At 58.7% G+C, this 21,958-nt stretch carries 19 protein-coding genes and 1 pseudogene; 10 read left to right on the top strand and 10 right to left on the bottom strand.

What is annotated here, in order from left to right:
* Nucleotides 1–62: 62 nt before the first annotated feature.
* A pseudogene (locus QP027_RS11040) lies at nucleotides 63–1,183 on the bottom strand (MFS transporter).
* A 153-nt stretch (nucleotides 1,184–1,336) separates the two neighbouring features.
* Between QP027_RS11040 and QP027_RS11035 the strand changes: the two are divergent.
* Nucleotides 1,337–1,639, top strand: a complete 303-nt coding sequence (locus tag QP027_RS11035) for a cupin domain-containing protein (RefSeq protein ID WP_284824815.1) — start codon at nucleotides 1,337–1,339, stop codon at nucleotides 1,637–1,639.
* On the opposite strand, the gene QP027_RS11030 is transcribed toward QP027_RS11035, so the two are convergent.
* Nucleotides 1,619–2,626 carry an NAD(P)-binding domain-containing protein gene (locus QP027_RS11030; RefSeq protein ID WP_284824813.1) on the bottom strand — a complete coding sequence of 336 codons (1,008 nt, stop codon included), beginning with the start codon at nucleotides 2,624–2,626 and terminating at the stop codon, nucleotides 1,619–1,621. The genes QP027_RS11035 and QP027_RS11030 overlap by 21 nt on opposite strands.
* A gap of 86 nt (nucleotides 2,627–2,712) precedes the next feature.
* Here QP027_RS11030 and QP027_RS11025 point away from each other — a divergent pair, with 86 nt between their 5' ends.
* Nucleotides 2,713–3,444, top strand: a complete 732-nt coding sequence (locus tag QP027_RS11025; protein ID WP_284824811.1) for a YwaF family protein — start codon at nucleotides 2,713–2,715, stop codon at nucleotides 3,442–3,444.
* Here the strand turns inward: QP027_RS11025 and QP027_RS11020 are convergent.
* The 4 genes from QP027_RS11020 to aceA form a co-directional block, all read right to left on the bottom strand.
* Nucleotides 3,429–5,018: an NAD(P)H-hydrate dehydratase gene (locus tag QP027_RS11020; protein ID WP_284824809.1), complete on the bottom strand. Its 1,590-nt coding sequence runs from the start codon at nucleotides 5,016–5,018 to the stop codon at nucleotides 3,429–3,431. The two genes, QP027_RS11025 and QP027_RS11020, sit on opposite strands and share 16 nt — an antisense overlap.
* A gap of 10 nt (nucleotides 5,019–5,028) precedes the next feature.
* Nucleotides 5,029–5,841, bottom strand: a complete 813-nt coding sequence (locus QP027_RS11015) for an Fpg/Nei family DNA glycosylase (protein WP_284827037.1) — start codon at nucleotides 5,839–5,841, stop codon at nucleotides 5,029–5,031.
* 23 nt (nucleotides 5,842–5,864) lie between these two features.
* On the bottom strand, nucleotides 5,865–6,344 hold the full coding sequence (gene rraA / locus QP027_RS11010; RefSeq protein ID WP_284824807.1) for a ribonuclease E activity regulator RraA: 480 nt from the start codon (nucleotides 6,342–6,344) through the stop codon (nucleotides 5,865–5,867).
* A 118-nt stretch (nucleotides 6,345–6,462) separates the two neighbouring features.
* Nucleotides 6,463–7,755: an isocitrate lyase gene (gene aceA / locus QP027_RS11005; RefSeq protein ID WP_284824806.1), complete on the bottom strand. Its 1,293-nt coding sequence runs from the start codon at nucleotides 7,753–7,755 to the stop codon at nucleotides 6,463–6,465.
* Nucleotides 7,756–8,189: 434 nt separating this feature from the next.
* Here aceA and glcB point away from each other — a divergent pair, with 434 nt between their 5' ends.
* From glcB to trhO, 5 genes are all read left to right on the top strand, one after another.
* A complete protein-coding gene (gene glcB, locus QP027_RS11000; RefSeq protein ID WP_284824803.1) occupies nucleotides 8,190–10,397 on the top strand; it encodes a malate synthase G in 2,208 nt (735 codons plus the stop codon).
* A gap of 80 nt (nucleotides 10,398–10,477) precedes the next feature.
* Complete coding sequence (locus tag QP027_RS10995) at nucleotides 10,478–11,971, top strand: DUF1846 domain-containing protein (RefSeq protein WP_284824801.1); 1,494 nt, start codon at nucleotides 10,478–10,480, stop codon at nucleotides 11,969–11,971.
* Between the two features lie 11 nt (nucleotides 11,972–11,982).
* Nucleotides 11,983–12,312: a hypothetical protein gene (locus QP027_RS10990; protein WP_284824799.1), complete on the top strand. Its 330-nt coding sequence runs from the start codon at nucleotides 11,983–11,985 to the stop codon at nucleotides 12,310–12,312.
* 131 nt (nucleotides 12,313–12,443) lie between these two features.
* Nucleotides 12,444–13,319 (top strand): 3-hydroxyacyl-CoA dehydrogenase, encoded by an 876-nt coding sequence (locus QP027_RS10985; RefSeq protein ID WP_284827036.1) that lies wholly within the window; start codon nucleotides 12,444–12,446, stop codon nucleotides 13,317–13,319.
* A 51-nt stretch (nucleotides 13,320–13,370) separates the two neighbouring features.
* On the top strand, nucleotides 13,371–14,276 hold the full coding sequence (gene trhO, locus QP027_RS10980) for an oxygen-dependent tRNA uridine(34) hydroxylase TrhO (protein ID WP_284824798.1): 906 nt from the start codon (nucleotides 13,371–13,373) through the stop codon (nucleotides 14,274–14,276).
* On the opposite strand, the gene QP027_RS10975 is transcribed toward trhO, so the two are convergent.
* From QP027_RS10975 to QP027_RS10960, 4 genes are read right to left on the bottom strand one after another with little or no spacing between them, the layout of a single operon-like run.
* On the bottom strand, nucleotides 14,273–14,743 hold the full coding sequence (locus QP027_RS10975; RefSeq protein WP_284824797.1) for a hypothetical protein: 471 nt from the start codon (nucleotides 14,741–14,743) through the stop codon (nucleotides 14,273–14,275). The two genes, trhO and QP027_RS10975, sit on opposite strands and share 4 nt — an antisense overlap.
* 9 nt (nucleotides 14,744–14,752) lie before the next feature.
* A complete protein-coding gene (locus QP027_RS10970; RefSeq protein ID WP_284824795.1) occupies nucleotides 14,753–15,742 on the bottom strand; it encodes a universal stress protein in 990 nt (329 codons plus the stop codon).
* Between the two features lie 49 nt (nucleotides 15,743–15,791).
* Nucleotides 15,792–16,265, bottom strand: coding sequence for a MarR family winged helix-turn-helix transcriptional regulator (locus QP027_RS10965; protein ID WP_284824793.1), 474 nt, complete (start codon nucleotides 16,263–16,265; stop codon nucleotides 15,792–15,794).
* A 35-nt stretch (nucleotides 16,266–16,300) separates the two neighbouring features.
* A complete protein-coding gene (locus QP027_RS10960) occupies nucleotides 16,301–17,392 on the bottom strand; it encodes an inositol-3-phosphate synthase (RefSeq protein ID WP_284824792.1) in 1,092 nt (363 codons plus the stop codon).
* 118 nt (nucleotides 17,393–17,510) lie between these two features.
* Between QP027_RS10960 and QP027_RS10955 the strand changes: the two genes are divergently transcribed.
* The 3 genes from QP027_RS10955 to QP027_RS10945 all read left to right on the top strand — a co-directional run bounded on the left by QP027_RS10955 (nucleotide 17,511) and on the right by QP027_RS10945 (nucleotide 21,799).
* On the top strand, nucleotides 17,511–17,903 hold the full coding sequence (locus QP027_RS10955; protein WP_284824790.1) for a DUF5318 family protein: 393 nt from the start codon (nucleotides 17,511–17,513) through the stop codon (nucleotides 17,901–17,903).
* Nucleotides 17,904–18,017: 114 nt separating this feature from the next.
* Complete coding sequence (locus QP027_RS10950; protein ID WP_432418593.1) at nucleotides 18,018–20,267, top strand: transglycosylase domain-containing protein; 2,250 nt, start codon at nucleotides 18,018–18,020, stop codon at nucleotides 20,265–20,267.
* Between the two features lie 65 nt (nucleotides 20,268–20,332).
* Complete coding sequence (locus QP027_RS10945) at nucleotides 20,333–21,799, top strand: glycosyltransferase family 87 protein (protein WP_284827033.1); 1,467 nt, start codon at nucleotides 20,333–20,335, stop codon at nucleotides 21,797–21,799.
* The last annotated feature ends 159 nt before the right edge of the window (nucleotides 21,800–21,958 follow it).

The raw sequence follows: 21,958 nt of genomic DNA, 5'->3' as shown, positions 1-21,958 counted from the left end.
CTAGCAATTGCTGTTGTATTGGAAGTCATAGTGTTTGTATTTGTTCCAACCAGCAGGCTTCGCTACCGCAGCAGAGGGCGCGACCAGAAAATAAGCGCACCACCTGCGAGCATGGCAAGGAGTCCCATCATCAGTAAAGTGCCGGGGATGTATCCGGCATCCACGATCACTGCTCCCAGGGCGGAACCGGTAGCGATGCCCACCTGGTAGGTGACCACGTAGATCGATGAAGCACGGTCTTGGTTCTCGCTTCCGGCGTGCAAAAAATGGTCGTGGCCACTGTGGGGAGAGCGCCGTAGCCGATTCCGAAGACGGTGATCATGACACCGATCAGTACAACGGCCAGCGCACCCGAAACGCTAAATGCTGCGAAACCGAGAACCGCAGCGACGACCAGCATCACTGGCACGAAGACATTGAGTCTGATCATGCGGCGATCTACCAGGCGAGTCGCCACGAGAACTCCGACGATGCCGAAGGTGCCGAATGCTGCCAGACCAACCGGGACGAAGCTTGGGCCCGCCGAGACCTCGACGATGAGGCCGAGGAATGTATACGCGGCAAATGCGGCCGTGACAACCAGGCCGACGTAAATGGCAAGCGAGGGGAGAGCGCTTCGTCGAGAAGCTGTTTTGTCGCGCGAGGGTGAGATGAGCGCTGGCATCGTCGGCAAGCTCAAAAACAGCGCGGCAACGGCAACCGCAATGAGAATGCCAAGCAGCCATGTCGTCGTGCGCCACCCGAGGATTCCGCCGAAAAATGATGCCAGTGGTGAGCCGATAACCAGCGCCATCGTTGAGCCCAGGGACACTAGGCCGATTGCTTTTCCAGCTGAACCCGCCGGGGCGAGGCGTGCGGCCATGGCGTTGACCAGGGACCAAAATAGGCCGTGGGTAAGAGCCGCAGTGGCCCTAGCGACGACGAGCACCGCGTAGTTCGGGGCCGTGGCCTGCAGGACAATGCCTGCGAGCAGGAACCCCAGCGTGGCGATGAACAAAGGCTTGCGATTCCAGGTACGCGTGAAGTACATAATCGGGATGGTCACCACCGCAACGATGCCGGCATATACCGTCATGAGCAGGCCGATCTGCCCTTCGGTGACATTCAGATCGCGTGACATCGGGGTGATCAGGCCGACGGCGAACATCTCGAAAGTGACGTAAACAAACGCGGCGAAACCCATCGCGGTGAGCGGGAGAAATGGAAACTTTGTGTGGCGCACGCGCCCAACGGTACGATCTTTCAACGTGTGAGGCGAAAGGTAGCCGGTGAGTGTCGGCGATAACGCGGCAAAGATGTAATGTGTCTCGCCTCACATTATGGGTAGGATGGGGCCATGGACAACCTGGATACCAAAGCCCGCGACTTACTAGCCAAAGCCATCAACAGCGCGCACGGCCGCGCCGCCAAGATCATCATCAACGAGGGGCACCTCCGCCAGACTGCAATCGCGTTGGCAAAGGGCACGGAAACTTCCGAGCACAACGCACCAAAATGTGAATCAGTACTGGTTCTCATGGGTGAAATCGCGATCGGTGATGCCATCGTGGGTGAAGGCGAGTTCTTCGTGCCAGACGCAGACCGTCGCACGGTAACCGCCAACGAGCACTCAGTCTACTTACTCACCACTGTGGTTTAGGCGCTTGCTTATCGACGATGCCGCCTGCTTCGCAAAAGGACTCACACCCATGATGGTGTCTGCGCCGGGGCCATTGGCCTGGGAGAATCCGATGAGATAAAGCCCTTCGACCTTCGGTGCGTAGCCGTTGAGGAGGTGGCGCACGGGACCAACCGACGGGCGGAAACCGGTGCACCAGATGAGATGGTCGACGTCGAGCTCATCGAGGCTGTCCACCATCGGGGTGGCTTTCAAGCGGCCTTCATTGCGGGCTCGCAGCACCGGCGGAACCATCACGATATCTCCCAGGTTCTCCACGCCACCGGGGTCTGCTTCACCGCGGGAAATCGCCAGGTAGCGTTCGCGATTGCGTTTAAACAGCACTGAGCCGTCCACGTCATCGGGCATCCAGCGTGGCTCGTGGGTGGTCAGCCAGATGACATCTGCAACTTCGGTTAGTTCTGCCGCGATCTGTGCACCGGAGTTAGCACCGCCCACCACTGCCACCCGAGTCCCGCGGAAAGTGTCTTTGCCTGGGTAGTTTGCCGAATGCCACATCTGGCCTGTGATCGAACCCGGCACCGCAGGCACAAATGGGGACGACCAATTGCCGGTTGCCATCACTACGTTATCGGCTGTGTACACCTGCTTCTGCCCAGAGGACACCACGCCTGCTGTGACCTCGAAAAGCTCCCCGTTGTGGTCAACCTTGCTCACGTTCACCGGCCTGCGAATATCAAACTTATAGCGCTCTTCCCAGGCAGTAAAATAGTCAATCACATGGTCGCGAGGCGGAAAACCGTCATAGGCTGGCATCGGCATCCCGGGCAGGTTGGAAAACCCGGCGGAGGAAAACAACGTCAGCGATTCCCAATACTGTTGCCACGCGCCACCCGGGCCGAGCTGGTTGTCCAATAGCACTGGCTCGATGCCCAGTTTTCGCAAGTAGTACGCGGTGGCGAGACCGGCCTGACCAGCACCGACGATGACGGCTGGGAAATCACTCATACTGCAATGCTAGTCCAATTGGGGACCAATGCGATCGTCCGCGACCTGGTCCCGACACTTCGGGCCGATTGAGTACTATCTTTATCGTGCCTTTTCAACCTCAACCGTGGACTTCCCGGCACACCGGCAAGACCTATCCGACGATCACACAGTTCGACCGCACTCATCTCGCGGCTGTAGTACTGGTCATCATCGTGTCCGGAATCCTGGTTGTAACGGTGAAAAGATTGCCGAAATCAGTTGTGAAGTCCGCGCGTATGGTCGCCGGCGCCATAATGGGGATCCTCGTCGTGGCGTATTACTCGTATGTATTGCACCCATCGCGCATTGTGTGGGATGAGACCGCGCCATTCCACGTCAGTGATTGCCTCCGGGTGATCACTCCGCTCGCGGTGGCCACCGGCAACCCAACCGCCACCGGATTGTCGTACTACTGGGGCACGCTGCTGAACTCGATGGCGTTGCTTACCCCGGACATGGCGTACGTCCTCGACCGGCCCCGCCTTCAGGAACTCGCCTACTGGTACTTCCACGCGGTTGCGCTTGTGGCCCCGGTGGTCCTCACATTCGGCCTTGGCTACCGTCCAAGCTGGCGCGATTGGCGTATTACCTGCGGAATTAGTGTTGTGTGGGCTGTGTTTTCCGCCAATATGAATAAGCGCACCGGCGGGAACTACAGCTTCCTTGCCGGCAAACCGCGTGGTGTCTCCATCCTCGATTTCTTCGGCCCGTGGCCCGTGTACCTAATCATTTTGTCACCGGTCGTCGGCGCAATCTGGGCGGCGATGACGTGGGTGTGGCCTCAGAATCGTCGATAGGCAAGCTGCGCGATTGCGCTTGGCACGGCGTCCGCAATTTTGCTTGCCGACGACACCCCCGCCCCAAACTCCGTCTGCGCCGACAAATGGGCTGCTCGGGCGTGCACAGTGACAGCCTGGGACAACGAATACTGCGATGCTTTGGGAAACTCGGCTCCGGCGCGGGCCATGAATGCACCCATGAGTCCTGCGAGAACATCGCCGGACCCTGGTGTTGCGGCCCATGAGTTTCCGGCGTCGACGATATGGACGTGCGTCTGCACGTCATCGCAAGGCTGCTCGACAATGATGGTCGCGCGACCTTTGCGCAACACGGCGCACCCGAGATGCTGGGCCATTGCTTCGGTCTCCGCCAAGCGATCACCAGGAGCAAGACCGAGTGCTTCGCGCAGGCGGACGAACTCGCCGTCGTGCGGGGTGAGCACCGTGATTGCTTCACGACGAGTCAGCTGTTTCTGAAGCTCAGCACTTTCTGCGATCAGCGTGATGCCGTCGGCATCGATGAGCAGCGGCGTATCGCGAGCAAGCAACTCGGCCAGCTCGTCAGTGCGGTCGGTCCCGGCACCGGGGCCGAAGACCCAGGCTTGGACCTGGCCAGCGTCGGCAAGCGTTTCGGTGACCACTACCTCCGGGTGCGCGCGGACCACCTCAAGAGCTTGTGGGCCGACGTAACGCACCATCGCCGGGGTGGCGTTGACAGCACCTGCGGTCGCGAGGATCGCCGCGCCGGGATACTTGCCACTGCCAGCACGAATTCCGACGACTCCGCCGGTGTACTTATCATCGTGCGGGCCAGGTTCGTAGTGATTCACGTTCTCATGGCTCAGGGGCGAGATGCCGTCCGGCCAGGCGTGATCAGGAACGATCGCCCGCGAGCCCAGGTAGGCGAGCTCACCTTTGCCGAGGTTGCTGTGCAGTTCGTCGGAAAGTTTGTGCCCCGGGATTTCGATGTCCGACAGCAACTGGATGCCGCATTCTGGTGCGAGTGCGTGGGCACGGCGCCACCCACCGAATGTCACCGTGACGTCGGCTTCGACGTGTATGTCATAGGCTTCACCGGTGTCCGCGTTGACTCCGCTGGGCACATCGACGGACAGAATGTCCACGTACCAGGCCTTGAGCGCTTTGAGGACTTCGCCCACTTCTTCGCTGAGGCCGCCGCGGCCGCCGATGCCGGTGATTCCGTCGATTGCGAGCTTGTAGTGCCGGGGATCGATGGTGTCCGCAGTTGGGTTCTGCAAAAGCGTCTGGCCACCCAGACGGTTTTGCAGAAGCGAACCGTGATGACTCTCCCCCGAGGTCAGCCAAACATCTACCGGGTGGCCTGCCCGCGCCAACTCCGCGCCGGCGTATAAAGCGTCACCGCCGTTTCCGCCGCTACCAGCGAGAATAAGCACGCGGTTGCGGTCGTCGACGTGCTCGGAAACCCAATGCTCAGGCCATTCGAGCATTGCCTGGGCAACCTCGAAAACGGCATGAGCAGCGGACTGCATCAGCTGATCGGGAAACCCCTGTGCGTCAAGCAGTGGCTTTTCGGCGGCACGAATTTCGTCGGCAGTGAAGAGGTAGCTCATACCCCCGACACTAGCGTTGTTGGCACGACGGGCACCAGAACAAATTGCGCCCCTCCATCACCTTTTCCATGATCGGCGCCCCGCACACATAACACGGCAGCCCTGCACGTCGATACACGTACACTTCGCCACCGTGATCATCTTTGCGAGGTTCCCTTCCCATCGCCTCGGGCAGGTGCTCGTCGCGCACAGTGTCGATGCGCCCGCGTTCCACGCCGATGCGCATGAGGTGAACGAGGTCGGCCCAGATTTCGTCGAAAAGCTCAGTGCTTAACGACGACCCCGCCGCGAAAGGCGACACCCCCAAGCGAAAGAGTGTCTCTGCGCGGTAGATATTGCCCACGCCTGCGAAGTATTTCTGATCCATCAGGAGCGATCCGATACTGCGCTTGGAGCGCTTCACACGCGGCCACAATTCCGCAGGGCGGGCGTCAGCGCGAAGTGGATCTTCACCGGTACGATCCACGATCGCTTGCATTTCTGCGTCGGTGATGAGGCGACAGAATTGGGGGCCGCGCAAATTGGCGGCCTGCGTGTCGGTGGCGATGCGCAGTCGCATTTGTCCCCAATAGTCTTCCAGCGGCTCGAATCGGAGGGTGCCGATGAGACCGAGGTGGATGTAGACGATGTGCTCTGGGTGATCGATGTCAAAATCAACGAAGAGGTGCTTGCCAAAGGTCTCAGCGCGGGCGATGGAGTGTTCGTCGAGAAGCGCTGCTTCCGCGGCAAACCGCCCTTGCGGGCTGGTGACCTGCAGGTCTTTGCCGCGGAAGTCTTCGTTCAGCGTGTTGGCAAGGCGGTGGATGACGTGACCTTCAGGCATGAAGGTCAGTCTATCCATGCTGCCTAGTCTTGATGAATCGGCTCCGGCGTGACGACGATCCCGTCAGCGTCTGCGTAGACGAAGTGGTCCGGGTGGAATGTGATTCCACCGAACGAGACGGAAGCGTCCACGTGGCCAATGCCTTCCTTGGAGGATTTGCGCGGATTGGTGCCCAGCGCCTTCACGCCAAGGTCCATCTCGGCGACAGCTGCTGAGTCGCGGATCGCGCCGTGGATGATGACACCCGCCCAGCCGTTCTTCACTGCGGCTGCGGCGATCATGTCACCCATCAACGCGGTGTGTACGCTTCCGTAACCGTCCACGACGAGCACTCCACCAGGATTCGGGCTGTTGAGAATCTTCTTTACTAGCCCGTTGTCTTGGAAGCAGCTCACTGTGGTGATCGGGCCGCAAAAAGTGGTCTTGCCGCCGTAGTTGTTGAACTGAGTATCGCAGCTTTGGATGTTATCGCCGTACACGTCAGCGATATCAGCGGTTAGCATGCAGGATTCCATGAGTGTTCTCTTTCTGTGTGGAAAATGGCGAAAGGGAGGCTCGCGTTACCGCGACCTCCCTATCTGGCCTCTCTGGGCCCATCGTTAGACGGTGTCTAGTGAGAAACTAGAACTGGCCTTCCTCGGTGGAGCCCTTCAGTGCGGTGGTGGAGGAGTTTGGATCCACGGTGGTTGCAATGTTGTCGAAGTAGCCTGCACCAACCTCGCGCTGGTGCTTGACAGCGGTGAAGCCGCGCTCTTCTGCTGCCTTGAACTCGCGGTTCTGCAGGTCGACGAAGGAGGTCATGCCGTCGCGTGCGTAGCCGTAAGCCAGGTCGAACATGGAGTAGTTGAGTGCGTGGAAGCCAGCCAGGGTGATGAACTGGAAGGTGAAGCCCATTGCGCCGAGTTCCTTCTGGAACTTTGCGATCTCGTCTGCGTCGAGGTGTGCGGACCAGTTGAAGGATGGGGAGCAGTTGTAGGAGAGCAGCTGGTCTGGGAACTCAGACTTGACGCCCTCTGCGAACTTCTTCGCCAGCTCGAGGTCTGGGGTACCGGTCTCCATCCAGATCATGTCTGCGTATGGAGCGTAGGACTTCGCACGAGCGATGCAAGGCTCCAGGCCGTTCTGTACCTGGTAGTAGCCCTCTGCGGTGCGGTCGCCGGTGATGAATGGCTTGTCGCGCTCATCAACGTCGGAGGTGATCAGGGTTGCAGCCTCAGCGTCGGTACGAGCGATGATGACGGTTGGGGTGTTAGCAACGTCTGCTGCCAGGCGAGCGGAGGTCAGGGTGCGGATGTGCTGCTGGGTTGGGATCAGAACCTTGCCGCCGAGGTGGCCACACTTCTTCTCGGATGCGAGCTGGTCTTCCCAGTGGGTACCTGCTGCACCAGCGTTGATCATTGCCTTCTGCAGTTCGTATACGTTCAGTGCGCCACCGAAGCCAGCCTCACCGTCAGCAACGATTGGAACGAGCCAGTTGTCAACGGAGTCGTCGCCCTCGACGCGGGAGATCTCGTCTGCGCGAAGCAGTGCGTTGTTGATGCGGCGAACAACGTTAGGAACGGAGTTTGCTGGGTACAGGGACTGGTCTGGGTAGGTGTGGCCGGAAAGGTTTGCGTCACCAGCTACCTGCCAACCGGAGAGGTAAACAGCCTTCAGGCCACCGCGGACCTGCTGAACTGCCTGGTTACCGGTGAGTGCGCCCAGTGCGTTGATGTAGTGGCCGTCGCCCTTGGTTACTTCCTCCCAGAGGATTTCAGCGCCGCGACGTGCGAGGGTGTGCTCCTCGATGACCTGGCCCTGCAGTGCTTCAACCTGCTCTGCGGTGTAGTTGCGGGTGATGCCTTCCCAGCGTGGGTTGGTGTCCCAATCCTTCTGGATTTCTGCTGCGGTACGTGCCTGTCCGGTGGTGGTCATGGATTGTCCTTTCCTCAAGGGATTAAAGGGAGTATGTGTGAAGAATTACCCGTGATCGTTTCGTGTGAATCACGTCACGACCGTTGAGGTCTTGATAGCTAGTATCCACAGATGACCTAGGTCACGTCAATGATGTGGTGATGTTAGTTTTCGTGTGGGGGGATATGGCCATTTTTGCTAAGTTTGCGAAGAAATAAAAGGACTAGACCAGAATTAAATACGCTGTATATAGCGGTCTAGTTGCAGATTTAGCAAAGCTAGTAAGTATTACTTACAATTCTGCTACTTGAAATTCGGGCATCTTTCCACAGCGTTATGTGGGAGTTCGGGGGTGCCTGAACGTGGTGTGCGACTCGAATCATTTACCCCGTGACCCGCATCACTTAGTCTTGGGGCCATACCTCCCCAAGATTTCTTTCCGAAAGGACCCTGCAATGACTGCAATGAACCCGAATGGTTTCGAGGATCGCACCGAGCGTGTTGAAGCAGCTGGCCTCCAGGTAGCTCGCCCACTTTACGACTTTGTCAACGGCACCCTCTTGCCTGCGATCAACATCGAAGCCGAGGGCTTCTGGGCACAGTTCGCCCAGTACCTGAAGGATCTGACCCCGCGTAACCGCGAACTGCTGGCACGCCGCGACGAGCTGCAGACCACCCTGGACCAGCACTACCGCGACAACCCTGGCCAGCCAGATCCAGCAGAGCACGAGCAGTTCCTGCGCGAAATCGGCTACCTGGTCGAACGTCCTGAAGACACCCCGATCCGCACCACCAACGTCGACGAAGAGTTCTCCACCATCGCCGGCCCACAGCTGGTCGTTCCGATCACCAACGCACGTTTCGCGATCAACGCAGCGAACGCTCGCTGGGGCTCCCTCTACGATGCGCTCTACGCAACCGACGTCATCTCCGAGGAAGGCGGCGCCGAGCAGGGCAAGGGTTACAACCCAGTCCGCGGCGACCGCGTCATCGCTTGGTCTCGCACGCTTCTCGACGAAATCGCACGCCTGAATGGAACCTCCCACGCAAAGGTAGAGAAGTACGATGTCACCGACGGCACCCTCAAGGTCACCGTCGCTGGCGAGCAGTTCGAGCTGGAAGACCCAGAGAACTACGTTGGCTACCAGGGCGACATCGAGAACCCAACCGGCATCGTCCTGCGCCATCACGGCCTGCACGCGATCATCAAGATCGACCCAGAGCACCCAGTAGGCAAGACCGACAAGGCTGGCGTTTGCGACGTCATCCTCGAAGCAGCCGTCTCCGCCATCATGGACTTTGAAGACTCCGTTGCAGCAGTTGACGGCACCGACAAGACCCTGGGTTACCAGACCTGGTACGGCCTGAACACCGGCAACATCTCCGAGACCGTGACCAAGGGTGAGAAGACCTTTGAGCGCGTGCTTTCCGACGACGTCCGCTACAACGCAAAGGACGGCTCCGAAGGCCGCCTTCATGGTCGTTCCATGCTCCTGTGCCGCAACGTTGGCCACCTGATGACCAACCCAGCGATTCTGATCGACGGCGAAGAGGTCTTCGAAGGTCTCATGGACGCAGTCATCACCGTCGCCGCAGCACTGCCTGGCCTGGACATGGCCAACGAGCGCCGCAATTCCCGCACCGGCTCCATCTACATCGTGAAGCCAAAGCAGCACGGCCCAGAGGAAGTTGCCTTCACCAACGAGATCTTTGCCCGCGTGGAAAAGATCCTCGGCCTGGAGGAGTACACCGTCAAGGTCGGCGTCATGGACGAAGAGCGTCGCACCTCCGTCAACTTGGATGCCTGCATCGTTGAGGCTGCAGACCGCCTGGTATTCATCAACACCGGCTTCCTCGACCGCACCGGCGACGAGATCCACACCTCTATGCAGGCAGGCGCCATGGTTCGCAAGGCTGACATGCAGACCTCCCCATGGAAGCAGGCTTACGAGGATAACAACGTCGATGCTGGTCTGGCACACGCGCTGCCAGGAAAGGCACAGATTGGTAAGGGCATGTGGGCTGCAACCGAGCTCATGGCAGACATGGTGAAGACCAAGATCGGCCAGCCACGCGAAGGCGCAAACACCGCCTGGGTTCCTTCCCCAACCGGCGCAACCCTGCACGCAACCCACTACCACTTGGTCGATGTCGTCGGCGTCCAGGACAACCTGCGCTCCCAGGGCCGCCGCGAGCGTTTCCACGAGCTGCTCACCGTCCCAGTCTCCCCGGACACCAACTGGTCCGAGGCGGAGAAGCGCGAAGAGCTGGACAACAACTGCCAGTCCATCCTGGGCTATGTTGTCCGCTGGGTCGAACAGGGTGTCGGCTGCTCCAAGGTTCCAGACATTCACGACATCGACCTGATGGAAGACCGCGCAACCCTGCGTATCTCTTCCCAGCTGCTGGCTAACTGGATGACTCACGGCATCGTCAGCGAGCAGGATATCGTCGAGGCGCTGGAGCGTATGGCAGTAGTCGTCGATAAGCAGAACGAGGGCGATCCGTTCTACAAGCCAATGGCCGCTGACTTCGAAGCATCCATCGGTTTCCAGGCTGCGAAGGACCTGATCCTGAAGGGCACCGAGTCTCCATCTGGCTACACTGAGCCGATCCTGCACGCGCGTCGTCGCGAGTTCAAGCAGCGCGAAAACCTCGCGTAATTTGCGGCTTAATATTTACCCGGTCATGTGCGGTACTATGGCCGGGTAAATATTACCTGTAGTTGGGGAGGCCACTCGCCATGCCGCACCGCATCGGATTCGATCGGGAACGTTATATCCACATGCAATCCGAGCAGATCAACGCGCGACGCGCTGAGATTGGCGGCAAGCTCTACCTGGAGATGGGCGGCAAGCTTTTCGACGACTTCCATGCCTCCCGCGTCTTGCCCGGATTCACTCCGGATAACAAGATCGCCATGCTGGAGCGCATCAAAGACGATGTGGAAATCATCGTCTGCATCAATGCCCATGATCTGACCCGACAGAAGAAGCGGGCAGACTTGGGCATTACTTATGAAGACGATGTACTGCGCCTGGTCGATGTGTTCCGCGACCGCGGATTCCTAGTGAACAACGTCGTCATGACGCAGCTGGAAAGTGGCAACGAACAGGCCGAAGCGTTCATTGATCGCCTCAACCGTCTCGGGCTGACCACCGCACGCCACCACGTTATCCCTGGCTATCCCACCGACACCAAGCGCATCGTATCTGCGGACGGCTTCGGAGCCAACGACTACGTGGAAACCACTCGCGACGTTATCGTCATGACCGCGCCAGGACCCGGCTCCGGCAAGCTGGCCACCTGCCTCTCGCAGGTTTACCACGAGCACGAGCGCGGCATCCCTGCGGGTTACGCCAAATTTGAGACGTTTCCCATCTGGAACCTCCCCCTCGAGCATCCTGTCAACCTTGCCTACGAAGCTGCCACCGCAGACCTTGACGACATCAACGTCATCGACCCGTACCACCTCGCCGCGTACAACGAGCAGGTCACCAGCTACAATCGCGACGTCGAGGTATTCCCGCTACTCAAGGCGCTGCTAGAGAAGGTCACCGGCACCACCCCGTACCATTCTCCAACCGACATGGGCGTGAATATGGCGGGCCATTGCATCTCCGACGACTCCGCCTGTCGCGAGGCTGCACGTCAGGAGATCATCCGCCGCTACTTCAAAGCGCTTGTCGACGAGCGCCGCGAAGACACAGACGACACCGTCAGCTCCCGCATCGCCCTAGTCATGCAGAAAGCCGGCTGCACTGAGGACGAGCGACGCGTGATCGCCCCAGCGCGCGAGATCGCCGAGACCACCGGCCAACCGGGCGCAGCCCTGGAGCTTCCCGATGGCACGATCGTCACCGGCAAGACCTCCGAGCTGCTCGGTCCTTCCGCTGCGGTGTTGCTGAACGCGCTGAAGTACCTTGCCGGAATCGACAAGGAAACCCTCCTGCTTTCGCCGGAATCAATCGAGCCGATCCAGACGCTGAAGACCACCCACCTCGGTTCGTCGAACCCGCGCCTCCACACCGACGAGGTTCTCATTGCGCTGAGTGTCTCTGCAGCTCACAACGATGAGTCCCGCCAGGCGCTCGCGCAGCTGAAAACGCTTGCGGGCTGCGACGCGCACACCACCACCATCCTGGGAAGTGTCGACGAAGGCATCTTCCGCAACCTGGGCGTCCTAGTCACCTGTGATCCGCAGTACTGGCGAAAGCGTTTGTACCACAAGCGGTAAGGTGGAGTGCCATGGCAACCAGAATTGAACTTGTCGAGTTCATCGGTGGGCACTCCGTCCTCTTGGAGGCCGGCTCCACCGATGTCGAGGCCACCATCATCGATGCCGGCTACATCCCCAGCGGCTACTTCTGGGAGCGGGTCGCCGTCTGGCTCATCGAACGCGATGATGTCCCCGCCGAGCTCAGCCTCGAATGCTCCGCCAACCTCTTTTCCGCCAGCGGCTTGCAGGAGCCCGCGGAAAAACTGCGGGAAAAGCTTGTCACTCTCACCGCAGATTCGGCCGCGTTACGCTCGCTTATCGACGACGCCAAAGCCCACGATTTCACCCTCGAGTTTTAGCCGACAATTCTTCCTTCTAGCAGCTGTCGCCGCTTTTATTCAGGCGTACTGTGGATCTTGTCCTGATCCGGATTTTTGTAAAGTACGCCTCCTTACAAGGTGAGGCGAAGAGGAGATTGAGTTCAGTGTAAATCAATAACGTGGCAGTTCTCGGGGCGGGAGTCCTCGGTGCCCAGATCGCTTTCTGTACCGCACACGCGGGGTTCAACGTAGTGTCGTGGGACATCAGCGACGAGGCGTTGGCAGCAGCGAAGACTCGCTTCGAGGGGATCGCGCAGCAGTACAACGCCGAGATGCCTGAGGCCACCGATCAGGCGGTTGCGGACGCACTAAATCGCATCACTTTGACAACTGATCTGGAAGAAGCCGCAAAGCGGGCCGATCTTGTCATCGAGGCGGTTCCAGAGAACATCGACATCAAGCGCGACGTTTGGTCCAAGGTGGGAGCTGCGGCTCCAGAGCACACCATCTTTGCCACAAACACCTCCACGCTGCTGCCGAGCTCCTTTGCCGATGCTTGTGGATACCCAGAGCGGTTCTTGGCATTGCACTTTGCCAACCACATCTGGATTCAGAACACCGCTGAGGTCATGCCACATGCGGGTACACGTCCTGAGCTCGTTGACCAAGTAGCGGCGTTCGCCGAGCAGATCAAGATGGTTCCGATCCGCCTTCGCAAGGAACAGCCAGGCTACGTCCTGAACACCTTGCTAGTTCCATTCCTGCAGGCGGGCCAGTACCTCTTTGCCAATGGCGTTGCTGATCCGGCTGACATCGACATGAACTGGCGCAACTCCACCGGCGCTCCTTCTGGTCCATTCCAGATCATGGATCGCGTCGGTTTGCGCACCGTGCTGGCAGTGCGCAAATCTCACGGCGCGCCGTCGCAGCCGTGGGAGGAGACCTTTGTGAAGTTCCTTGAGGACAAGATTGCCGAAGGAAAGACCGGCGCCGAGGCGGGCGAGGGTTTCTACCGCTATGACGACAACGGCCGCATTATCGGCTAGTGGCAACCGTGATAGTAGGGAAGAGTCCTGCTAGGTACTAAGATTGCGAGTATGTCGCAATCCAAGATTCTTCTCTACTACCAGTTCCGCCCGATCCCTGATCCTGAGGCGGTACGACTGTGGCAGCGTGATCTGTGCGAGTCGCTCAACCTCTACGGTCGCATCTTGATCTCTGAGCACGGCATCAACGGAACCGTTGGTGGCGATATGGAAGATTGCAAGAAGTACGCCAAAAAGACCAAAGAGTATTTCCGGGGTATGGAGTACAAGTGGTCCGAGGGCGGTCGCGAGGACTTTCCCAAGCTCTCGGTCAAGGTGCGCGACGAAATCGTTGCCTTCAATGCCGCCGGCGAGCTCAAAGTTGACGAACACGGCGTGATGGGCGGAGGCCAGCACCTAAAGCCCGAGGAAGTCAACGAGCTCGTCGAAAAGTACGGCGACGAGGTCGTGTTTTTCGATGGCCGCAATGCGCGTGAGGCAGAGATCGGTAAGTTCAAAAATGCCGTGGTCCCCGATGTTGAGACCTCCCACGACTTCATCGCCGAGCTGGAATCCGGCAAATACGACTGGATGAAGGACAAGAAAGTCATCTCGTACTGCACCGGCGGCATCCGTTGCGAGATTCTCTCCGCGCTGATGAAGAACCGTGGATTTGAGGACGTCTACCAAATCGACGGCGGCATTGTCCGTTACGGCGAGAAATTCGGCAACAAGGGTTTGTGGGAGGGCTCGCTATTCATCTTCGACGGTCGCATGCACACCCAGTTCGGCGATCCAGATGACCCGAACTACATTCAGCTGGGCCATTGCGTCCACTGCGATGCGCCGACGAACCAGTTCCGTAACTGCAGCAACGAGCCACACCACCGCCAGCAATACCTGTCATGTGACGAGTGCTGGGAATCCAACCCTTACTGCAAGGACTGCTCAGACAAGATGGCGGAATCAACCAGCTAATTGGCCAGATCCGTGGCGATCATCCCGACAGTAGTGATCAGCCACATCATGGTGAAGGGCAAAAGGGGCAGCCAGAAAACGCCCATCCATGGCATCCAGCGCTCGTAGCGGTTCAGCTTGCGCACCATGATCACCGCACAGCCGAGCAGCGCCGCCACGGGTGGGATCGAAGTGAGCACGGCCCACCACATCCGCTGGGAACCGCTGCACAGCCAGGTTGCCTCGCCGGCGGTGCATAAGTCGCCACCTACTAGGCGGAAAACCAACGCCAGCACGCCTGCAAAAACCAGCGTGACGACGATCGACCACACCATATACTTGATCGCCTGGCGCGTCGAAGCTTGGTTGCGCTGCGCTACCTCCAGCGGATCTGGCTGGTCAGCTAACTCATCAAAGCTGGCAGGCTCCGGTCGAACACGATTGGAATAGTCGTACTCCGAGGAAAGATCATTCTCTGGGTGAGTCATGCCTCCACCTTAGGGCGTTGTCGCCGGCGAGATCATCACGGGGACGGGCACATGGCGCAAGAACTCGTTGGCGCTAGATCCGACGAAGACGCGTTCCAAAGTGCCCAGCGGTTGCGACGACATGCAGATCAGGTCGCCTTTCTTCCATTTCAGCGCGTCGACGGCGTTGGCCCAGCCCTTTCCGGCACCCACCTCGGTGATCACTTCGAGGGATTCATGCGCTGCGATCACGCGGTCCCGGGCGAGGTCGAGCATGCCCAATGCTTGCTCATGCCAATCGTCGATAAGCTCTGTTGCGATATCTCCACCCTTGCTCAGGGTGACCTCGCCGATTCCGGTCGGAGAAAATGCGATGATGCGTAGGGGAACTTCCAGGTAGGTTGCCAATTCGGAGGCGAACATGAGGCCGGGGGAGCTCTCGTTGCAGCGTTCGTCGACGAAAGCGAAGTTGACGCGGTTGATGCCCTTTTTAGAGAGCTTTACTTTGCGTGGTGCAAGCCCCAACGTGGTGGGGGAGGAGTGCATCAGCGCGTCGGCGGCCGATCCTGCGAGGAAGCGTCCTTTCGAAGCGGCGGCGTTTGATCCGACCAAGATGATGTCGGCGTCGAAACGCTCTGCTTCGTCGCTGAGCATTGTGGCTTCGTTTTGTCCGTCGGCAAGCGTCGAGAATTCCTTGGCCCAGTACTTGCGTGGCAGTTCCACCTGCTTAAGAGCATTTTCTACAGCGGAGGCGCAGGCCTGGGACTCCTTTTTATGCCACTTCTTGTATTTCTTGCCCAAGACACCGATCGACGCTGGCCACGGGCGAAGCAGCGTGGACACCACACGGACGCTGATGGGCAGGCTGCGCCCCAGCCACGCCGCAAACTCGAGCGCCTCGTTGTCGCCCGAATTCGTGTCTAGGGGGTTCCAGGCGACGAGGACGCGAAGGGGGACGCGAAAAGGCAGGGCGAATCGCTCGTTCTGCTCCTGAGGTAAAGCGCTTGGGTCAAGTGTCATAAGCTCTGCGAACTAGAGAAGTACAGTATGCACTCTCTATTATCACTGCTTACTCCGACTTATTTGAAATCTGTGCTGTGTTATAGGTCTCTGCCAGCGTGTTTATCACGTCGGCGAGTTCGTCGGCCTTGCGCAGGTTTTCGTCGTCAAGCGTGGCGATCATCTCGGCGAGAAAGCGGGTGCGCTCTTCGCCGACGCGCTTTAGTTCCTTTTCTCCCAGGGCGGTCAGTTCAACGCGTACGCCGCGACGATCCGTCTCCTCGCGGATTCGACGGACCAAATCGCGCTGCTCCAACTGGTGGAGGGCGTTTGAAGCTGTGGGCATGCGGATGCCCTCTTCCTGGGCAACCTGGCTAATACGTGACGGGCCGTTCTGATGCAGTCTGGCCATGATCGACAATTGCGGACCAGTCAGGTCCGACTGGTCCGCAATGCGGAAATAAGTCACGTAGAGCTTGGTCATCGACGGACGGATCCGTCGCGCGATATCCATGGGGTCAATGGTGTTCTCAGGGGTTGCCATGACACCCATTGTAGACATACTTCGCTAGGCGAAACTTAGCCTTGCGAGGAATTGATGTAAGCTTCCAGCTCGGCGCGAGCCTCCTCGTCGCCCATCTGAACTGGCGGGGACTTCATCAGGTATGCCGAAGCCGGCAGGATCGGGCCCGCATCGCCGTTGTCCAGTGCGATCTTGGCGGCACGCAGCGCATCAATGATGATGCCTGCGGAGTTCGGTGCGTCCCACACCTCAAGCTTGTACTCGAGGTTCAGCGGAACCTCGCCGAACGCGGTGCCCTCGAGGCGGACGTATGCCCATTTGCGGTCATCCAACCAGGCAACGTAGTCGGATGGGCCGATGTGTACGTTGCGGTCCTCCTTCTTGCCCGCCAGCGGGGAATCGTGGAGGTTGGAGGTGACAGCCTGGGTCTTGGAGATCTTCTTGGACTCAAGGCGATCGCGATCCAGCATGTTCATAAAGTCCATGTTGCCGCCGACGTTGAGCTGCATGGTGCGATCCAGGCGCACGCCACGGTCTTCGAAGAGCTTTGCCATGACGCGGTGGGTGATGGTCGCGCCAACCTGGCTCTTGATATCGTCGCCGACGATAGGGACTCCGGCGTCCTTAAACTTCTGTGCCCATTCTGGGTCGGAAGCGATGAAGACTGGCAAAGCGTTGACAAACGCGCACTGCGCGTCGATGGCTGCTTGGGCGTAGAACTTGTCAGCCTCCTCAGAACCTACCGGGAGGTAGGAGACCAAAACGTCGACCTTCTCGTCCTTGAGAACCTGGACAACGTCGACAGGCGCCGCCGGAGATTCCTCGATGGTCTGCAGGTAGTGGTAACCCAAGCCGTCCAGGGTTGGGCCACGCTGGACGGTAACGCCCGTGGTAGGGATGTCTGCGATCTTGATGGTGTTGTTCTCGCTGGCCTCGGTGGCCTCTGCGAGATCGACGCCGACCTTAGCGGCATCGACATCAAATGCCGCGACGAACTCAATGTCGTTGACATGGTAGTCACCGAATTGAACGTGCATCAGGCCGGGGACCTTCTCGTCCGCCGGGGTATTGCGGTAGAACTCGACACCCTGGATCAGCGAGGTTGCACAGTTTCCGACGCCAGCAATGGCGACACGAATTTTGCTCACTTGGGAAATCCCTTCAGCTAAAGAAATGAACAGGTGCGAGCCTAGGGATTCTGAACAGAAAAAGCCCGTCAGAAGTGGGGAAACCGTCTGGTTAATCGATCAAGTAGGATGGAAAGCCATGTTATTCTACGGTCAGCATGTATCCCACGAGTGGGAGCGAAGGAATCTCTTGCGCAACTTTGCCGCGGGCAGAATCAAACGCGCTGACATCTGCGATGCTGACTTCCTTCTAGTCACCGCGTCGGAATATCACGGTGAACCATCCCGTCGGCCGTGCCCTGTGTGTGAGAAGACGATGAATAACGTGCGATGGATTTATGGCGAGCAACTTGGTCGTCGTTCAGGCACCGCCCGCAGTGCAGAAGAAATCGAAACTATCGCAGCGGAGGCGGGGCCGATCACCGTGCATCGCGTCGAAGTCTGCCCGCATTGCCGCTGGAACCATTTGCTGGAAGAATCCGTCGCGCAGTGGCATCCCGGTCCGGGCAATAATACAGAAGAAAAGTATTAGTCAAACCGATTCCCTACTAAGGTATGAAGACAGTACTCTGCAGAGAGACAGATTCATTTCTGCGGAGATTAATTAACATGCAAAAATTCCCCAGGTACAGCTAGGAACTACTACGTGGCTGAGACAGATAACGAACAAGGCACCTCGCACTCTTCGAAGAACGCGAGCACCAAGCCGAAAGGCAAGCGCAAGGGATTCCGAGCCCTTTGGGCGACACTGGCCGTCATTGTGCTGCTCATGATTGCGATCCCGCTCGGCGCGTTTGGCTATGCCTACGTCAAGGTTGACGTGCCTGAACCAGGCGAGCTGCAGACCGCGCAGGTATCGACGATCTACGCATCCGACTCCGCAACCGAATTGGCGCGTCTGGTTCCTCCCGAGGGCAATCGTCGTCAAGTAACCCTTGATGCGATCCCGACGCACGTGCAGGACGCAGTCTTGGCAGCAGAAGACCGCGAGTTCTGGACCAACCAGGGCTTTTCCTTCACCGGCTTTACCCGCGCGGTTATTGGCCAGCTCACGGGCAATTCCTCGGCTGGTGGCGGATCGACGATTACGCAGCAGTACGTCAAGAACGCGTTGGTGGGTAACGAACACTCCTACGTGCGTAAGGCACGCGAGCTTGTGTACTCCGTCAAGATGACCAACGAGTGGTCCAAGGAAGAGATTCTTCAGGCATACCTGAACACCGTCTACTTCGGGCGCAACGCGTACGGCATTGAGGCAGCATCGCACGCTTACTACAACAAGCCAGCCAATGAGCTGAGCGTTGAAGAAGGAGCGCTGCTGGCAGCCTTGATTCAGCTCCCTAGCCAGCTTGATCCGTGGAGTGACCGCGAAGGCGCTGAGACCCGTTGGAACTACGTGCTCGATGGCATGGTCGACATGAAGGTCCTTGAAGAGGGGCAGCGCGCCGGGATGGCGTTTCCAGAGACGCGCGACCCGGCCGAGTACTCCGCCTACACCGAAGCAAGTGGCCCGAACGGCATGATCAAGAATCAGGTGATCCGGGAGCTTGAGCTGATCGGGATTACCGAAGAAGACGTGACCAACCGTGGTCTGCAGATTACGACCACGATTGACAACACCGTGCAGCAGGCGGCGATCGAAGCGTCCCATGACAACCTTTCACCGCTACAGGAGGATGCACGAGCGGCGGTGGTCGCGATTGAACCGGGCACCGGTGCAGTACGTGGTTACTACGGCGGCGACGATGCGAGCGGCTGGGACTACGCCGATGCAGCGCTGCAAACTGGTTCGACGTTCAAGATCTTCGGCCTTGCCGCGGCCTTGCAGCAAGGCATCCCGTTGGATACGTATTACTCTTCCGACCCAGTGACTTTGCCTGGCGATATCGAAGTGACTAACCACAACAACACCGGTGGTGGAAGCCAACCGATCTCGGAGGCGTTGAAGAGATCCTTCAATACCTCATTCATCCGTTTGCAGGACGACCTGACAAACGGTACTCAAGACACCGCCGATATGGCGCACGCGCTGGGTATCGCCCGCGAGTTGCCGGGTATCCCGGAGACCCTGACAGAAAATGGCGAGCAGCCTTATGAAGGCATCGTCTTAGGCCAGTACCAATCACGTGCGATTGACATGGCTACTGCAGTGGCAACCCTGACCAACCACGGCGTGTGGCATCCGACGCACTTCGTCGAAAAGGTAGAAACCGTTGACGGAGAAGTGCTGTACCAGTTCGATCCTGGCTACTCCGAGCGTCGCGTGAACTCGCAGGTTGCCGACGCGACGATCAACGCTATGGAGCCGATCGCGGCGTACTCCAACGGTGCCCTCGCGGGTGGTCGCTACTCTGCGGCGAAGACCGGTACGGCGCAGCTAGGTGATACCGGCTTGAACAAGGACACATGGATGGTGGGCTCGACCCCGCAGCTGGCGGTCGCTGTCTGGGTGGGTACTGCTGACAACACCACCGCCATCTTTAACGAGTGGGGTGGAAATATGTACGGCTCCGGCGCTCCGACGAAGATTTGGAAGAGTGTCTTGGACCGTTCCCTGGAGGGGCAGGAATTCATGAGCTTCCCGGATGCTCCACCAGTTACCTGGGGCGCAAGTTCCATGTCGTTCGGTGGGGGATACGTTCCACCAGCGACGACGTATGCCCCAGCACCAACTGCGCCGGCGCGACAATCGTCCTCTGCAGCACCTGCTCCTGTAGAACCGCCGGCCGAAGAGCCACCGGCCGAGGAACCGCCAGCAGAAGAACCAGCTCCGACCGAGGAACCGCCAGCAGAAGAACCAGCTCCGGCACCAGAGCCCGTTCCTGAGGTCCCGGAAGTTCCAGACATTCAGATCCCAGATCTTGACTTGCTGATTCCTAACGGAGGCGGGCTGTAGTGTCCTCCAATAAGGTGATCTGGCCACACCCAGCTAACCGTGTTCAACCTGCGCGCACCGAACCGATGGCGCAGGGTGTAGTGGAGTTTCTCGGTGGCCCCTTAGGCAGATTCGCCGAAGTGGGTCGTTCTCGGGTGTGGACTCCACTTCGTGCGCTCATCGCAATCGCGTGGGTCTTCGTGTCGTTCGGCGTCTTGAGCAAGGCGAACTGCGCGGGCGGCATCAAAACCGAGAATGGCATGGCTCTGAACTGGGCAGGAAACCGCCAGTACACCTCTTTCTGCTACAACGACATCACCCCGCTCTACGAGGGGCGCGGACTTAATGAGCCCGGCTTTGTCTATGCCTACTCCTGGACGGAGGGCGACCTCACCCGCTACATGGAGTACCCCGTGCTTGCCGGGCTTTTCCAAGGTGCAATGGGCTGGATTACCAGAAATACCTATGCGCTTGTCGACGATTTCCTCCCCGCAGCGGGCTGGTACTTCTATCTGACAGCACTGGTCTTGGCGATCATGTGGGTGTGTACCATCCGCATGGTGGCGGAACTAGCGGGCAACCGAATCTGGGATACCGTCTTGGTAGCCGCATCGCCACTTCTGATCGTCCACGCGTTTACCAACTGGGACATTCCGTCCATCATGTTGCTCACCGGCGCGCTCCTCGCTGCCCGCAACAAGCGCTACTGGCTGGCAGGTGTATTGATCGGTGCCGGAACCGCGGTGAAACTTTGGCCACTATTCGTCCTTGGCGCGTACCTCATTGTTGCGATCCGCCGCCGAAAGTTCATGCCTTTTGTCAAGATGCTCATCAGCGCGGTAGTGACCTGGTTGGTTGTCAATGTGCCCATTATGCTGACCTACCCTGATGCATGGCGCGAATTCACCCGACTAAACTCCGAACGCAGCTGGGAGTGGACCACGATCTACGCGGTGATTGCCCGCGCCACGGATTGGGCAGGGTTCGACGGCGGAGCAACCCCACCGGTCATCCTCAATAGTGTGTCATTCTTGCTGTTTGCAGGTTCGTGCCTGGCGATTTTCCTGCTCGGCTTACAAGCAAAGGACACTCCGCGAGTAGCAGAATTGCTCTTTCTGATCGTCGCCGCCTTTCTGCTGTTCAACAAGGTATGGAGCCCGCAGTACTCGTTGTGGTTGGTCATCCCAGCAGCGCTCGCGCTGCCTCGCTGGCGCCTGCTTTTCGCATGGATGACAGTTGACATGATGGTGTGGCCAATCCTGATGTGGCACATGATGGGCACCGACAACAAGGGTGCTCCAGGGGAACTGCTCAATCTCATCATCCTTGTTCGGGATGGCTTTATCATCGCGCTGGTCGTGCTCGTCGTCATGCAGATCCTGGGACGCATCCCAGACAAGGTGGCTGATGCACACTACGGCCACGACCCTCTACTGACCACCCCAGATGTGTGGGGGAAAAAGGACTCATCATGCTCACCGCAACAACCGTTCTCGGGATCATCTCCATCCTCATCTCCTTCGTCCTCTTTGCCACGACCTTCTACACCGTGATGAAAAAGGCGCCGTGGCAGGTGTCGGTGGCACTCGGCGTGGTGGCGTTCCTCTTCATGACGGTTATTCCGGTGACCTTGGCGGTATTTTTTGCGGTTCCGGAAGGCTCTCATTAGATAACCAATTGATGAAAGTTCATTAATTGTTCTTGATGTGATG

This window comes from Corynebacterium breve (assembly GCF_030252165.1).
Classification (GTDB): Bacteria; Actinomycetota; Actinomycetes; order Mycobacteriales; family Mycobacteriaceae; genus Corynebacterium; species Corynebacterium breve.
Note: the sequence above shows the minus strand (reverse complement) of the source record. Positions and strands in the feature narration are given on the sequence as shown.